Here is a 15,192-nt window from a genome sequence, read left to right as displayed (position 1 = left end):
AACTCTCTTATTGTTATTTACTTACCCTTCATCGGGGTAAGTTGTTATTGGAATAAAAACCCTACCGTTAAATTAACAAAACTGCAACACGTGTGATTTAAGTTTTTGAAGCTTGAAACCACATAATGTCAGGGACTTAGTCTTCCATGACTTAATGACTAGCCCCTAGTTTACTTAATGATTTAAGCGTCTTTGATCTATAACTTATCGACTAAGGTGTTTGAATTGCAGCTCAACCAAGCGTTGGTACAATTCGCAGCTATTGATGAGCGACTGGTGGTCGCCGATGTCTACTAGCTGTCCTTTATCGAGTACTGCAATTTGGTCGGCGTGTTTAATTGTTGATAAACGGTGCGCGATAATGATGGTCGTTCTGCCACGCATTAATTCTTCCAAAGCTTGTTGAACATGATGTTCACTTTCGCTGTCTAGCGCACTGGTTGCTTCATCCAATAATAGAATATTCGGATCTTTTAAGATGGCTCGTGCGATGGCAATACGCTGACGCTGACCGCCAGACAATCTCACGCCACGTTCACCAAGAAAGCTGTGATAGCCTTCAGGTAAGTTCTGAATGAACTCGTGCGCATGCGCTTTTTTCGCCGCCTCGATAACTTGCTCGTCCGTTGCTTCTGGGTTTCCGTATCGGATGTTATGGAACACATCGTTACTGAACAGGGCGGGTTGCTGAGGAACTAACGCCATCTGCTTTCTTAATTCGTTCGGATCAAACTGATTCAGTTCAATACCGCCTAACGTCACTTTACCTACTTGTGGGTCGTAGAAACGTTGCAACAGTTCGAATAGGGTGGTTTTACCTGCGCCAGACGGGCCAACCAATGCCAATACTCTGCCTTCATGGGCAGTAAGCGTGAGGTTGCTTGTTGCGGGCTGGTCCGGCCTTGATGGGTAACAGAAGGTCACATCATCAAAAGCGACTTCTGGTGTCACGTTATCCAGTGACGTTGGGTTTTCTACAGGCGCAACAATGTGGCTTTCAACTTGTAGAATCTCGATCAAACGCTCTGTTGCGCCTGCCGCACGTTGCAATTCACCCATCACTTCAGAAATCGTACCTAGCGATGAAGCAACCATGATCGCATAGAAGACAAATGCAGCCAGATCACCCGCCGACATAGTGCCGTTGATAACGTCACTGCCGCCAACCCAAAGCATGCCTGCAATCGCACTGAACACGATAACAATCACACCAGAGATAAGAATCGCACGCTGCTTTACGCGTTGGCGACCAATTTCGTAAGCCTTTTCTACTTCAATTGCGAATGATGCTTTCTCCTGTGCTTCTCGGCTGTAGCTTTGCACTGTTTTGATGTGTTCAATCGCTTCGCCAGCATAAGAGCCTACATCAGACATCGAATCCTGGCTTTGGCGAGAGAGAGCTCTCACACGTCGTCCGTATACCAAAATCGGGATCAAGATAAACGGAACAGAGGCCAACACGATCAGCGTTAGCTTAATGTTGGTCGCAAACAACATGATGATTGCGCCAATACACATTAGCGCGCTTCGCATCGCCATAGAAAATGACGAACCAATGATGCTTTGAAGCAGAGTTGTGTCGGTTGTGATACGCGACATGATGTCGCCACTGCCATTGGTTTCGAAGTAACTCGGGTGCAGCGTCACAACGTGGTTGAAAACCGATAGGCGAATATCCGCACTCACACGCTCCCCAACAGAAGAGACCAAATAAAAGCGGAAAAAGGTACCAATCGAGATTAATACCACGACCACCATGATGAATTGAATCGCACTGCCTAAATCTTCTAATGAACGTTGGCTAAACCCCTGATCGATAAGCAGACGAATACCGTGGCCAACAGACAGCGTTAAGCTTGCCGTAAAGATCAACGCGAGCAGAGCGGTGATCACTCTCCCTTTATAGGGTTGAATGAACTTACTTAGCTCAAACAAAATGCTGAGGCTTTTCTTCTCAGGTTTGGGTTCTGGTGCTTGTTGAGTCGATCGCTGAGTCTGTTGTTGGTTTGAGTCGAACGTAGAAGAGACATCGTTTTGCATATGACGGCCTTAGTGTGTTGTCGCTTTAAGAATGATGACTTGTCGCTGGTGCTTATCTGTTGCTAACAAATACTCGTTATTCGTTAGTACTTGTTCTGGGCAAATATCTTTTGTAGATAACGATTCGTTGTTGGTAAGTACGAGCCATTAAAGCATTTATTGCCGCGTGACGCTCCCTAGGAAACTCAATTTCCAATATTTCATATACGTGAAGTGAATAGGAGCGAGGAAACTAAAAGAAAAATTAAGCATTACCTAGTACTTAGGTTAGGCATCCCAACTGGTTATTTATCCCTGATTTTTATGCAGGCAAATTGACGCGAATACAAGAGTGTATTCATAGAGTTGATACTGAACTGTGATTTATAGAACATGAGTAAAACGTTTGCTATTTGTCCCGTTCTTCACCTTAATCAACGAGTTGCGATTTATAGATGTATGACCAGTCATTGAGACTGTTTTTTGCGCAATATTTGTTACATAAATTCAACAAAGTAGTTTTTTATACATTTATCTTGCATAAAACTTCAGTTTGAATAGAATAACCAACAAATGACAATTAATGCAGTATTGTGGCATGAGTATTCAAGTAAAGAGCATCAACAAATCATACGGTGATACCCAAGTTCTTCACGACATCAGTTTTAACTGTGAAAGCGGCGAAACCTTGGTACTGCTTGGCCCAAGTGGTGCAGGCAAGAGTTCATTACTGCGTGTTTTGAACCTACTGGAAATCGCGGACAACGGCGAATTAGACATTGCGAACGAGCAATTCGATTTTGCAGGTCAGATCCAAGAAAAACAGGGTCTAAAATTACGTCGTAAAGTCGGCATGGTGTTCCAGCAATACAACTTATGGCCACACATGACGGTAATGGAGAACTTAATTGAAGCCCCGACCAAGGTTGCAGGCTTAGACAAACAAGAAGCCATTAAACAAGCGAAAACGGTATTAACCACGTTACAGCTTGCAGACAAAGCAGACGCTTGGCCACTTCAACTCTCTGGCGGCCAACAACAGCGTGTCGCGATTGCACGTGCATTGATGATGAAGCCAGACGTGCTGCTGTTTGATGAACCAACGGCAGCGCTTGATCCTGAGATTACTAACCAAGTCGTGAGCATTATTAAAGAATTGAGTGGAACGGGCATTACCCAAGTTGTCGTGACGCATGAAGTCGATTTCGCGAAGAAGATTGCTAGCCACGTTCTGTACCTAGAGAAAGGGTACATCGTCGAACACGGCACCAGCGATTCATTCGTTAATCCGCAGACACCTGAGTTTGCCGAGTATTTAACTCATTAGATTCAGCTAAAACAAGATGATTTCGTTCAAAAATAACATTTAGAAAAAACAATCAAATTATAAGAATGGCCACAGGCCACTATCTAACAGTATTCGGAGTAACAAAATGAAAAAGATTCTACTAGCTTCACTTATCGGCCTTGCTTCTTTCAACGCAGCGGCGCAAGAAGAAATCAAATTCGCAATGGAAGCAACTTACGCACCATTCGAGTACATGGATGAGAACAACCAAATTCAAGGTTTTGACGTAGACCTAGCAAACGCACTTTGTGAAGAATTGAAAGCAACCTGTACTTTCCACAACCAAGCATTCGATAGCTTGATCCCGGCTCTTAAGTTCAAACGTTACGATGCAGCTATCTCAGCAATGGACATCACTGAAGCGCGTCTTCAACAAGTGAACTTCTCTGATGCGTACTACGACAACTCTGCAGCGTTCATCTCTATCGAAGGCAAAGTAGCAGACCAAGCGGCATTAGAAGGTAAGCGTGTTGGTGTTCAAAACGGTTCTACTCACCAGAGCTTCCTACTTGAGCAAATGACGGGTGTAACAGCGGTACCTTACTCAAGCTACCAAGATGCATTCATCGACATGAAAAATGGTCGTATCGATTCTGTATTCGGTGACACAGCCGTTGTAGCAGAATGGTTCAAGAAGCAAGACAACCTAACGTACGTTGGCGACCAAGTAACAAACCAAGAGTACTTCGGTAACGGCTTTGGTATCGCAGTAAACAAGAGCAATCAAGAACTTGTAGACCAGCTGAACACAGCACTTGCAGCCGTGAAAGCGAACGGCGAATACGACAAGATCTTCAACAAGTACTTCGGTAAGTAATATGCAGTTAACGGGTTACTCTTTAGGGCTCGTCGAAGCAAGCTGGATGACAGTTCAGCTTGCGTTCGTAAGTCTATTGGTCGGATTAGTTTTAGCGGTACTGTTTGCTGGCGGTGAAATGTCTCGTCGTATTGCAATCAAATGGCCGACAACCGCGTTCGTGACTATCGTACGTGGTCTACCAGAAATTTTGGTGGTTCTGTTTATCTACTTTGGCTCAACACAAGTGCTTTTTATGATCACTGGTGACTTTGTTGAAGTTAGCCCGTTCTTATCTGGAGTTGTTGCACTGTCACTTATCTTCGCTTCTTACGCTTCACAAACCATTCGTGGTGCATTGAAAGCAGTAAGTAAAGGGCAGAGAGAAGCGGCGAGTGCATTGGGTATTCCTCAATCTCGCGCCTTCTTCAGAGTTGTATTGCCACAAGCAGTAAGACACGCACTACCAGGTTTAACGAACCAATGGTTGGTTCTATTAAAAGACACCGCATTGGTTTCACTGATTGGCGTAACCGATCTATTGAAACAAGCACAATTAACATCTGCAGCAACGCACGAAGCATTCACTTGGTACGCGACAGCAGCAGCAATCTACTTGGTCATCACTTTAATCACACAAAGATTAGTAAAAGTGATTGATGGTAAGTTCTCTATTCAAGGTTTGGGTAGCAAAGGGGCAATGGCATGAATCAACAATACCTCTCTCAAATGCTTGAAGGCTTGGCGACCAGTCTTCAACTGACAGGTGCTTCATTGCTTGTTGGTTGTATTTTGTCATTGCTGATGACAGTAACGTTAATCTTAAGAATACCTGCGATTCACTGGTTAACTCGTGGCATCATTACGCTGTTCACCGGCACACCATTATTGGTTCAAATCTTCTTGGTGTATTACGGCCCGGGTCAATTCGATTGGATTCGTGAAAGCTTCCTGTGGACATGGTTAAGCCAACCTTGGTTCTGCGCGATGTTAGCATTAGCTTTGAACACCGCAGCGTACAGCACGCTACTATTCAGAGGCGCATTCAACGCGATTCCTGCTGGGCAATGGGAAGCATGTCGTGCGCTAGGTATGGACAAAATCGCAACGCTTAAAGTGTTACTGCCATACGCACTGCGCCGCGCGGTTCCTGCTTATTCAAACGAAGTGATTTTAGTCTTCAAAGGCACCTCACTGGCAAGCACCATCACCATCATGGATTTGATGGGCTACGCTCAGCGTATCAACGGCCAAACCTACGACACGCTCACCGTGTTCGGTATTGCTGGCGCATTCTACTTAGCCGTGAACGGTGTATTAACGCTGATCTTTCGCCAAGTAGAGAAGAAAGCCCTCGCATTCGAAGCGGTATAAGCTAACTACTCACAAGCTTAACTAACGTATAAAGCCTGCCATTTATGTTCACATAGATGGCAGGCTTTTTTGTGTTTGGGGTAGGTGTAGGGGTACTGCGATTATATACAGTTTAGTGCGGTTTTCGCTAAAATCATACTATATAGAAATATTCTGCATTTTATCATTCAATGAGTTTATCTATGTTTTAAGTCACTGAAATGCGGTGATTAATCATGGTAGAGTTCTGACCATATGAAACTAGATAGAATGAATCTGTATTTAAGTGCAGAATTTTTCTGTCTAATAGCTGTTATAGCTTTGGGGAAATATGAAGACAATAATTGATACATTTCAAAATAAAATAAACAATAATTTTTCTGAATTTACTCTTGCTACATCATGTGCTGAAGCTGGCTTAAATTTGATTTCTCAAAGTAGGAGTGACTCGACGGTAAGTTTGTATCTCGGTGATGATCTCCACACTGAACCTGTTCAGTTTACGGAATTACTCGATATTTCCACTGATTTTATATCAAATACAGTCTCTCTATACCAAAACATGATGGTAGCAGCTTGGAGTGACTTACTAGATGATTTATTTAATTATTATCTGGAGTTGTATTTTAGTGGGAATTTTTCTTTTTCAGCTTTAAAAAAACAAAATGTAAAAATAGACTTTGCATCGGAGGTTAGTTTGGATTCTCAAATTAAGGATGCACTTAAGCGAGATTTTGCATTCAAAAATTATAATGAAAAAATCAAACTTATCGTGGAAATTTTAGGGAAAAAGTCTAGCAATACAGGCGAGTTAAATATAATAAGAAAGCATGTGCTCATACGAAATGCAGTTCAGCACCATAGCGGTGTTGCATATTCTGATATGTTTAAGCTGTTAGGTTCATCTTCAATGGAGATTATGGATCGTCATGGTAAAGCTCAAACAGTATCATCTGGCGAAAAAATCTTAATTTCAGTTCCTGAATTTGATTTACTAAAAAGATCTTTGCAGTTAGTCACTCAAACTTGGAGAAGTTCTAATGCCTAAAATTCAACTTTCAATTATACCTGAACCTAAAACTAATACAGCGTCGGTATTAATAAGACAGCCAAATTACGCCGAAATGGAGCCGTACTTGGTGATTTCTGGAGGTGGAGATACAGATTATTTGTGTGGTGGGTGCAGAGTAGTGCTAGCCTCTCAGATTTCACAAGGTCAGGTTAAGTCATTAGTCTTTAAGTGTGGCAAATGTCATTCTTACAATGCGGTGCGTGGAACAAAGCTATAACAAGTAATTCAAGCTGACAGCCAACGCGCGGCATTTTCAGTTCCAATTGATTTGGGTGTAATCGGTGCGTTACTTTAGGTTCAGGTTTGCGTTGGTCTGCAACTTAATTGGGCTACATGGACTCCCTCTTTTGTCAACAATAACTCCCGCTGACAACAGTGGATCGGACAGCAGCTCTACATTCGGTGTTTAATCGGATTCGTTCCGTCACCTTGATGATATTCGCTTGATGCCTGCCTCATTCGTTAAACAGTATTTATTACTTCCCAATTAAACAGGTTTAGGCATCTCGGTCTGGTCGTATTGTCATCATTTGCTATTGCTTTGACTCGGTGAGTGTTAACCGTTTACATAGTTAATCTTGTACTCTTTTCCTGTTGTTAATAATGCCCATATTATACGAGCGTTTTTTGCTGCTAGGGCGACAGCTGCTCGTTTATAACCTCGTCGTTCAACGAGTTGATTTAACCAAATACTGTTGCGATCGGTTTTCTCTTTACATCGTGCAATAACGGCTCTTGCGCCATGAATAAGTAGAGTGCGAATATGTTTTTCGCCTCTTTTGCTGATGCGACCAAGATGAACATGACCACCTGTTGAGTATTGTCTTGGCACCAACCCTATCCAAGCGGCAAATTGGCGGCTAGAGCCAAATTGTTTTGCGTCATTGACGGTCGCGACAATGGCACTTGCACTGTGTTCACCGACACCTGGAATATCCATGAGGGCTTTGGCTGAAGCCATCTCACGAACTAAAGCAGAGACTCTGCGATCATAGTGCAATACTTCTAGGTTAAGGTTTTGAATCTTGTTCGATAGATCTTGAAGTAGCTCTCGAGCGAGTATAGGCAAACCATTTTCTGCATCTTCAAGAACGCTACCAATGGTGTTTTGAGCCGAGTAGCGACCCTGCGGCATCACAATGCCAAATTCGGAAAGCAAACCTCTGAGTTGGTTAATGGTCGCTGTTCTTGTTTTAATTAGCCCCTGCCGAATACGATGCAGGCAAAGCATAGCTTGTTGCTCTTCACTTTTGATAGAGACAAATCGTGTTTTGGGTCTAGATACCGCTTCACAGATAGCCTCTGCGTCATTGGCATCATTCTTCTCATTTTGTCTATATGGAATAACGAATTTGGACGCCATAATTTTTGGGTTATGACCGAGTTTCAGTAGCTCTCTCGCCCAGTGGTGTGCGCCAGAGCACGCCTCCATACCGATGAGGCAGGGCGGTAACTTCGCGAATGTTTCTAAGAGTTTGTTTCTTTTGACAGTTTTGCGTAGGACGCACTTGCCATATGCATCAACGCCGTGAATACTGAACACATTCTTGGCGAGGTCAACGCCAATAGTTTGAATGGTGGACATAGTAACCTCCAGTTCTTCAGTGTGTACTTAGTAAGTATGGCACGCAGAGTGTCAGGTAGAGGGAGTCCATATCATTCGTTATACGCTCAGGAGAGTTATGCCAAATCCACCAACATTTGAGGTTCAATCATCTACTCAATTCTTCGATTTGATCGTTAAGCCTCAATATGAAGACTTTATTGAAAATAACTTCCCTCAGTACGTCGAACATATATCGCTGCATTATACAAAAACCTAGTCCTATCAAGTACTCACCTTTGTCACACAAACAGCTAACATCCCATACATCGGATTTGGAAATCTCATGGTTGAGTTCAGAAAGTGAAGTGTCGATGGGCTTTAACACCTCTGCGACATAAGAAAATTCTACATCTGCAAACTCTACCTCATTTCCTTTTTTAGAAACTACGAACATCGATGCCCCTTAAAATGTATAACGCCCGCTTAAGCGGAACCTAACCAACTGTTGTTGTCCGTTTAAAGCGCTTGTTGAACGAAGCCGCTGCGCGGCAGAGTAAAGTGAGCGCAAGCCATACTCTTGTAACACCATCACCCTGATGGTCATTCACAGGAGTTACCCCATGAAACCCGCCGACTTAAAACGCTACAACGCCCTTTATGAACAACACCTTACCAATCTAAAGCTGCAAGGTAAACGACCCGCGACCATTGATGCCTATTCTCGTGCTGTTCGTCGGATCACTGCCCATTTTGATCGAGTTCCTGATACGTTAACCACCAATGACCTTAAACAGTTTTTCGCCTCTCTCATCCAAACCCACTCGTGGAGCACCATTAAACTCGATCGTAATGGCTTGCAATTTTTCTACCGATACACGCTGGGTAAACAATGGGAATGGCTCAATATTGTCAAACCGCCACAAGTCAAACGACTGCCTGACATACTCACACCGCAGCAAGTCAGTTCGCTCATCACTCACACACGACAAGCCCGCTACCAAGTCTTCTTCTTAACACTTTATAGTATGGGGTTGCGCCTTGGTGAAGGGCTGAATCTTATGGTTCACGATATCGACAGCCAAACGATGCGCGTTCATATACGGGAAGGAAAAGGCGGGAAAGACCGAATGGTGCCGCTTCCAATGCGAACACTCAGTGCCCTTCGCGCACATTGGCTCACTCATAAGCACCCTCAATTACTGTTCCCTGGCCTTGGGCAAGGTTGCGATGCGCCCATGGATAGAGGCGGTATTCAAAAAACCATGAAGCTTGTGCTCAAAGAGTGTGGCATCCAAAAGCACGCGAGCCCTCATTCACTGAGACACTGCTTTGCAACGCATTTACTTGAGCAAGGGCTCGACCTGCGCTCACTGCAAACGCTATTGGGTCACGCAAGCCTGAATACCACGGCGCGTTACACCCGAATGACTCAGATAAAGCAACGTGATGCGGCAATTGCCATCAACCAATTGACCAATGCATTGGATTTAAAGTGGAACATAAAATGAGCACTTTTATTGAACTGCTCCGCCAAAACCATCATGCACTTAAACGTCACCATCATGCGCAGATGAATGGCGATATGCACCGTGCCATTGGAGCTATGCTGCGCTGTAAAACGGAGCAACAAGGTCGGTCACAATGGTTTTGTCACCACTGCCATCATGATGACCGATTGCCCCTTTCTTGTGGTCATCGTCATTGCCCTCAATGCCAACAACGCACCACCACTGATTGGCTTCAGCGTCAGCAACAAAAACGGTTACCTGTTCACTACTTCATGGTGACGTTCACGTTACCGTATCAATTAAGAGTGTTAGCGAGACATCAACCGAAAGCGATATATAACGGTATGTTTAAGGTGGCATCGGGGGTTTTAAAGGATTTTGCCAACAGGCAGCAGCAAGGTGACATTGGGTTCACTGCCGTGCTTCATACTCATAGTCGACAACGAAACTTGCACCCACATCTGCACATTATTGTGGCGGCAGGCCAATACGATGCCTCAAGGCAAGAGTGGCATAAAGGTAACAAGCATTACCTTTTTAACGCGTTTGCTTTAGCCAAAGTATGGCGGGCAAGAATGCTAGAAACCATCAAGCAACACCCGAGGTTGTGGCTGCCCAATGGCATACCCAAGCAATGGGTGGTCGATTGCAGACAAGTAGGATACGGCCAGTCTGCCCTGAGCTATTTGTCGCGTTATCTCTATCGCGGTGTACTGCCTGATGAAGATATCATCAAAGTCACCGATGACACGGTCACCTTCCGCTATAAAGAGAGCAAGACCAACGCATGGCGAATGCGCACCTTACCCACCCTCAAGTTCTTGCTGCTCATTTTGCAGCACGTGCTGCCCAAAGGGTTACAACGAGTACGAGACTACGGTTTTCTACGTGGTCAGGCACACGCCTTACGGGTTCGCATTCAGTTGCTGCTATTGAACTTACTCTATCTCATGCCGCCGTTAACAGCGCCAATAAGGACTAAAGCAATACGAGTATGCCCTTGCTGTCAGCATCAGATGGCGTGTGTTGGAGTGAGCCGACCCACGTAGCCGAAAGGCATTTGATAATAAGGATAATGGCAAAAGTAAATAAGAGGAGGAGTAACGGCAGACACCATAAAAATAGCTAACTGGTTGATAAGGTTGCTATCGCAACCTTATCTTGACCTCGCTCGCCTTGAGAAAAGTATCAAGGCGATGTGCCCTTCAAATCCAATCGTACAATTTACTTAATAAAGAGACTTCGGGCTTGTTCAACACTCGGGATTTAACGTTGGCTGCGCAACGCTTAATCCTTATTAGTTATACGCGCGCTACAACGCATTATTCTCTTTTTGTTTTTGCCAGAAATCAATTAGTGGTCTCAAGAATCTGTCTGCAGAAACACTAACACCATTGTCATATGTAATATTCAATGGCCTTGCAAAACCATCACTAAATGCAGAAGAAAATCCACTTTGTGTGGAGGTTGTAATACTCCTAGTTAAGCAATGCTTGGTTCCATTTGTAATGTGCCTAGCCACATCAAACTCACTGGCTAACTCAACATAATCAGGGTATTTAGCCTTAAACTTGCTCTCAGTAAATTTTTCTCTGTGTACCCATTCGTATAAATGATACGCAGAAATTATTGTGAGTAGAGCATGTCTACTAGAAGAGTTGCTCTTAAACCCGTTGAAGCTCGAAAGTTAGGACCTTGCAGTTCTTTTGGTGAACCTGTTGCGGAGTTAATTCATACAGCAGCGAACTACTGGAAACATGAACCGGAGTGGCATATTTGGTTAGAAAAGCTGAGTAAACAATCGCAAGAAACTGTTGATAAGGTTTTACATCATAGGGACTCAGCCCAGTATCCGCTCTCTGATTTGCTGGCAGATTTGAATGGTAGCTCAGATTTAACCCTCATTGGTTGTTTACCATATCTAATTGACTGGCGAAAAGCTCTGTTTGAGCACACCAAAAGAAATGTATAACAAGGCGCTTAAGATGGACTATTGTAGTGGTCAACTAAAATTGGCCACGGTTTTAGAGTTTTCCCAATATAATCGTTCTGATTCATTGGGAGTTAGACCACCGTTATACTGATGTGGTCTGAGTTGGCAGTAGTATCCGATAATGTAACGGGTAATCTCTTGTTGAGCCTCAGCGAAGCTACGATAACCCACAGTTGGCACACATTCCGTTTTCAGACTTCTAAAGAAACGCTCCATCGGCGCATTATCCCAACAATTTCCTCGGCGAGATAAACTCTGTTTTATTTGAAAACGCCACAGCAATTGACGGTATTTACGGCTAGTATAATGACTGCCTTGATCGCTATGGAACATAACACCTTTAGGCTTACCACGTGACTCATAAGCCATCGAAAGAGCTTTGCCTGTTAGTCTAGAATCAGGTGATAGAGACATCGACCAACCAATCACTTTTCGGGCAAAAAGATCGATAACAACGGCTAAATACATCCACCGATTACCTGTCCAAATATACGTCACATCACCAGCCCATACCTCATTTGGGGCGGTAACCGCAAACTGACGACCTAAGTGATTTGGAACGTCAATATGTTCTTGTGAAGCCTTTCGGTAACGATGTTTTGGCACTTGGCAACTCACTAAACCAAGCGTTCTCATAAGTTTTGTTGCTCGGTATCGGCTCAGCTTTCCCCCCTGATTTGTGACTATATCTGCAATGGTTCTCGCTCCCGCAGAGCCATTGCTTGCAGCGTGAGCCTCACTGACCAAGCTGCGCAATTTTACTGTTTCAGCGTTAATTACCGTTGGGCGTTTAAGCCAATAGTGATAACTACTTCGATGAACATTGAAGACTTCGCATAATGTTTTTACGCTGTAGCTCTGCTTGAGTTTCTTGATTATCAAGAATTGTTCAGTGAGTCCGACATCAACAGAGCCGTGGCTTTTTTTAATATTTCATTATGCTCTTCAAGGCGAGCCAACTTCTTTTTTAATTCCCGAATTTCTATTTGTTCAGGGGTCATCGGTGAAGCTTTCGGTGTTTTTCCTTGGCGCTCTTCTCTAAGCTGGCGAACCCACTTATCCATCGTGGACTTGCCCACATTCATGGCTTGGGCTGCTTCAGTCACTGAGTAATTTTGGTCTAGGACTAACTGAGCTGCTTCTAACTTAAATTCTGCGCTAAATAGTCGTCTTGTACGTTTTGTCATAGTGTCACCTGTTAACTTATGAGGTGATGATATCACCTCTAACTAAGTGACCAAATTCACCGTACCACTACATATGTAGTTGACCCGATCTAATGGACACCTTCAATTGTAATTGGAGGTGATTATGCCAGCTTATAAATCAGGTAAAAAAACTCAACAATATCTTACGGAATTTAAGGTAACTGCTGTCCGACTTTCGCTTCGAGAAGGAGCTACAGTTAAAAGCGTGGCGCTATCATTAGATATCCACCCTTATATGCTTTCTAAATGGCGAAAGGACTATAGAGAAGGGGTTATTATGGAAGATAAACGTAAGAAAAGGACTCAGATCCCGAGCCAGAAAACTGAGTCTAGTCGGATTGCAGAGCTCGAACGTCAGAACGAACAACTTAAGCTCGAGAATGACTTGCTAAAAAAGTGGCAACGATTCGTTGCCCAAGAAAATCGACAAAATTCCGATTCATAGCCCATTACAAAACGCGTTATTCCATTGTATTGATGTGCCGTTTTCTATCTGTTTCGAAGTCGGGTTACTACGCATGGCTTGATAGAGAACCAAGCCGCTACGATCAAGAAGAGCAGGCTTTGAAGAAGCGTATAATTAAAGTGTTTACCCAGAGTCGAGAGACCTACGGTAGCCCACGAGTTCATGCAGAACTGAGGCGCCAAGGAGTTTTGGTTAGCCGCAAGCGTGTGGCTCGGATCATGAGAGAGCAAGGGCTAAGAGCACGAAGTTATCGCATTTACATGAAAATGGCCAAGCTACATCGGTTCTATCAATCGATTAAGAATATTAAAAAAGACACACCAAAACCAACGGCAGTTAATCAACAGTGGTCTGGAGATCTAACGTATATCAGGCAAGGCAAACGTTGGATGTATCTAGCGGTCGTTATTGATCTTTACTCGCGTAAAGTCGTCGGTTGGTCGCTTGGTAGTAAGAAGAGTACACAACTAACGATGAGTTCGCTGAGAATGGCCATTAGAAATCGAAAGCCACAAGAGCGCCTGTTATTTCATACTGACAGAGGCTCTGAATATCGAGCCCATGAAGTTCAAGCTTTACTATCAAAAAATGGAATTGTCCCAAGCATGAATCGCCCAGGTCATTGTACTGATAATGCAGAGGTGGAGTCGTTCTTCCATACGCTCAAAGGCGACATAATTAGGAAAAATAGCTTTAAAAGTGAGAAGCAGCTTAGAGATAAACTTGTCGGTTATATCCAGCATTTTTATAACCGTTATAGACTGCACTCAAGTCTTGGATATCGAAGCCCGCATGAATATGAAGTCATGACGGGTTAAAGAAGATAGGGTGTCCATTTTATCGGGTGAAGATCACTAACAAGCGTTTGGCATTTTCAGTTCGGTTTAGTTGCGTGTTTAAGGTGTTAAATTGGGTGAAGTGACTGGTTTGTTAGCCATTTAGCTAGTCGTTAGGGCTCACGGAGAGTGTAATGAGGAAAGGTTACAAGGTTCAAGCAATTAGAGGTTTGACCGAAAAGGGTATATTCAATAAGCATGAGTGGCTGAAGGAAGCCCAAAAACACATGTATTCGTCCAGTGTCCTTAATGAGCATGCTCAGAAAGTTAGGCAGGAACTACAAGCAATAACAGCGGAAGCTAATGCTTCTGGGAACCGATGCCAATCGAGCAAGGTAGTTGAGTCAATCACTCAGTTCGATGCAAGTTCAAAGTCAAGTTTATTGTTACTGAGCTATTCAGTCGAGGTGTTAATTAAATCTGCTTTAGTTTGCTTACATCAATACACTGCAAGGCAAGATTTCAATCGGCTACTTAAATCAAAATACCGTCATAACTTATCTGAATCCGCTCAACTCTTATCCATTCCGTTGACAAAGTGTGAGTTCAAAGTCTTAGAAAGAATGAAAGCTATGATGCTAGATGAAGCCCGTTATCCAGTAACCCCAATAGATACAGAGTCGTACTATCAACAGGCAAATAAAATCAACAAAGAAGTGTGGTCTGAGACTCTATATTTAAAATGGTCCAAGGTTGCGAATAAAATTCAAGATTATGTAAAAAAAATTGATTCGGACTCATCAAACAGCTCAAGTGTTACTCATTATACGTTTGGTGAGGGAGGGTACTGTGTTTTTCGGTTTGGGGGTAATCTTCCGCCATTCTTAATTGTGAACTTTACGAATGAGCAGATGGAAAACAAGGAAAACAACAAAAAAGATTTACTCGATTTGCTCGAAAATCATGCACCAGACTCTGGAGCCAAACGATATATGCTAAAGATAAAGTCTTCGCTTATATATCTTGACTTGCGGGAAAGTAAGCCCTAACAAATTGCTTAAGAGTGATTCGTAACGCGTGGTATTTTTACTTTGCGGTGGCTTATGT

Annotated in this window: 14 protein-coding genes; 11 read left to right on the top strand and 3 right to left on the bottom strand. The window is 43.4% G+C overall.

Annotation, left to right across the window (positions count from 1 at the left end):
* Nucleotides 1-204: 204 nt before the first annotated feature.
* Nucleotides 205-2,040, bottom strand: a complete 1,836-nt coding sequence (locus OCW38_RS07615; protein WP_016793516.1) for an ABC transporter ATP-binding protein/permease — start codon at nt 2,038-2,040, stop codon at nt 205-207.
* Between the two features lie 577 nt (nt 2,041-2,617).
* Between OCW38_RS07615 and artP the strand changes: the two genes are divergently transcribed.
* The 5 genes from artP (at nt 2,618) to OCW38_RS07590 (ending at nt 6,564) form a co-directional block, all read left to right on the top strand.
* Entirely contained in the window at nt 2,618-3,346 is a 729-nt protein-coding gene (artP, locus tag OCW38_RS07610; RefSeq protein WP_010441040.1) for an arginine ABC transporter ATP-binding protein ArtP, read from the top strand.
* A gap of 106 nt (nt 3,347-3,452) precedes the next feature.
* Nucleotides 3,453-4,184 (top strand): lysine/arginine/ornithine ABC transporter substrate-binding protein, encoded by a 732-nt coding sequence (locus OCW38_RS07605; protein ID WP_016769264.1) that lies wholly within the window; start codon nt 3,453-3,455, stop codon nt 4,182-4,184.
* 1 nt (nt 4,185) lies between these two features.
* Nucleotides 4,186-4,872, top strand: coding sequence for an arginine ABC transporter permease ArtQ (gene artQ / locus OCW38_RS07600; RefSeq protein WP_010441036.1), 687 nt, complete (start codon nt 4,186-4,188; stop codon nt 4,870-4,872).
* Entirely contained in the window at nt 4,869-5,537 is a 669-nt protein-coding gene (gene artM / locus OCW38_RS07595; RefSeq protein ID WP_016769265.1) for an arginine ABC transporter permease ArtM, read from the top strand. Before artQ ends, artM begins: the two co-directional genes overlap by 4 nt.
* A 310-nt stretch (nt 5,538-5,847) precedes the next feature.
* Nucleotides 5,848-6,564 (top strand): hypothetical protein, encoded by a 717-nt coding sequence (locus tag OCW38_RS07590; RefSeq protein ID WP_261893570.1) that lies wholly within the window; start codon nt 5,848-5,850, stop codon nt 6,562-6,564.
* Between the two features lie 580 nt (nt 6,565-7,144).
* Here OCW38_RS07590 and OCW38_RS07585 read toward each other — a convergent pair.
* Complete coding sequence (locus OCW38_RS07585) at nt 7,145-8,173, bottom strand: IS110 family RNA-guided transposase (RefSeq protein ID WP_261893568.1); 1,029 nt, start codon at nt 8,171-8,173, stop codon at nt 7,145-7,147.
* A gap of 97 nt (nt 8,174-8,270) precedes the next feature.
* Here OCW38_RS07585 and OCW38_RS07580 point away from each other — a divergent pair, with 97 nt between their 5' ends.
* The 4 genes from OCW38_RS07580 to OCW38_RS07565 all read left to right on the top strand — a co-directional run bounded on the left by OCW38_RS07580 (nt 8,271) and on the right by OCW38_RS07565 (nt 11,614).
* Nucleotides 8,271-8,411: a hypothetical protein gene (locus OCW38_RS07580; protein ID WP_261893567.1), complete on the top strand. Its 141-nt coding sequence runs from the start codon at nt 8,271-8,273 to the stop codon at nt 8,409-8,411.
* A gap of 343 nt (nt 8,412-8,754) precedes the next feature.
* Nucleotides 8,755-9,642 carry a site-specific integrase gene (locus OCW38_RS07575; protein WP_261893566.1) on the top strand — a complete coding sequence of 296 codons (888 nt, stop codon included), beginning with the start codon at nt 8,755-8,757 and terminating at the stop codon, nt 9,640-9,642.
* Nucleotides 9,639-10,691, top strand: a complete 1,053-nt coding sequence (locus tag OCW38_RS07570) for an IS91 family transposase (RefSeq protein ID WP_261893564.1) — start codon at nt 9,639-9,641, stop codon at nt 10,689-10,691. Before OCW38_RS07575 ends, OCW38_RS07570 begins: the two co-directional genes overlap by 4 nt.
* Before the next feature lie 593 nt (nt 10,692-11,284).
* Nucleotides 11,285-11,614, top strand: coding sequence for a hypothetical protein (locus OCW38_RS07565; RefSeq protein WP_261893562.1), 330 nt, complete (start codon nt 11,285-11,287; stop codon nt 11,612-11,614).
* Nucleotides 11,615-11,644: 30 nt separating this feature from the next.
* Here the strand turns inward: OCW38_RS07565 and OCW38_RS07560 are convergent.
* A protein-coding gene (locus tag OCW38_RS07560) for an IS3 family transposase (protein WP_261893560.1) occupies nt 11,645-12,822 on the bottom strand; the annotation gives its coding sequence in 2 pieces (ribosomal slippage) (nt 11,645-12,564 and nt 12,564-12,822; 1,179 coding nt in all).
* 124 nt (nt 12,823-12,946) lie between these two features.
* Here OCW38_RS07560 and OCW38_RS07555 point away from each other — a divergent pair.
* Together OCW38_RS07555 and OCW38_RS07550 are read left to right on the top strand one after the other, a co-directional pair.
* Nucleotides 12,947-14,127, top strand: a protein-coding gene (locus OCW38_RS07555) for an IS3-like element ISVisp1 family transposase (RefSeq protein WP_102351272.1) whose coding sequence is annotated in 2 segments (ribosomal slippage) — nt 12,947-13,232 and nt 13,232-14,127 — 1,182 coding nt in all. Because the reading frame shifts where the segments join, the coding sequence is not laid out codon by codon here.
* Nucleotides 14,128-14,279: 152 nt separating this feature from the next.
* Nucleotides 14,280-15,134: a hypothetical protein gene (locus OCW38_RS07550; RefSeq protein WP_261893558.1), complete on the top strand. Its 855-nt coding sequence runs from the start codon at nt 14,280-14,282 to the stop codon at nt 15,132-15,134.
* Nucleotides 15,135-15,192: the final 58 nt, after the last annotated feature.

It is taken from the genome of Vibrio cyclitrophicus, assembly GCF_024347435.1.
GTDB classification, from domain to species: domain Bacteria; phylum Pseudomonadota; class Gammaproteobacteria; order Enterobacterales; family Vibrionaceae; genus Vibrio; species Vibrio cyclitrophicus.
The sequence above is the reverse complement of the archived record's forward strand: the minus strand, read 5'-3'. Positions and strand labels throughout refer to the sequence as shown.

Coding starts and splice junctions, on each gene's coding strand:
- OCW38_RS07575 (WP_261893566.1), top strand. CDS start 8,755: ATGAAACCCGCCGACTTAAAACGCTACAACGCCCTTTATGAACAACAC.
- OCW38_RS07615 (WP_016793516.1), bottom strand. CDS start 2,040: ATGCAAAACGATGTCTCTTCTACGTTCGACTCAAACCAACAACAGACT.
- OCW38_RS07580 (WP_261893567.1), top strand. CDS start 8,271: ATGCCAAATCCACCAACATTTGAGGTTCAATCATCTACTCAATTCTTC.
- artP (WP_010441040.1), top strand. CDS start 2,618: ATGAGTATTCAAGTAAAGAGCATCAACAAATCATACGGTGATACCCAA.
- OCW38_RS07605 (WP_016769264.1), top strand. CDS start 3,453: ATGAAAAAGATTCTACTAGCTTCACTTATCGGCCTTGCTTCTTTCAAC.
- artM (WP_016769265.1), top strand. CDS start 4,869: ATGAATCAACAATACCTCTCTCAAATGCTTGAAGGCTTGGCGACCAGT.
- OCW38_RS07585 (WP_261893568.1), bottom strand. CDS start 8,173: ATGTCCACCATTCAAACTATTGGCGTTGACCTCGCCAAGAATGTGTTC.
- artQ (WP_010441036.1), top strand. CDS start 4,186: ATGCAGTTAACGGGTTACTCTTTAGGGCTCGTCGAAGCAAGCTGGATG.
- OCW38_RS07590 (WP_261893570.1), top strand. CDS start 5,848: ATGAAGACAATAATTGATACATTTCAAAATAAAATAAACAATAATTTT.
- OCW38_RS07550 (WP_261893558.1), top strand. CDS start 14,280: ATGAGGAAAGGTTACAAGGTTCAAGCAATTAGAGGTTTGACCGAAAAG.
- OCW38_RS07565 (WP_261893562.1), top strand. CDS start 11,285: ATGTCTACTAGAAGAGTTGCTCTTAAACCCGTTGAAGCTCGAAAGTTA.
- OCW38_RS07570 (WP_261893564.1), top strand. CDS start 9,639: ATGAGCACTTTTATTGAACTGCTCCGCCAAAACCATCATGCACTTAAA.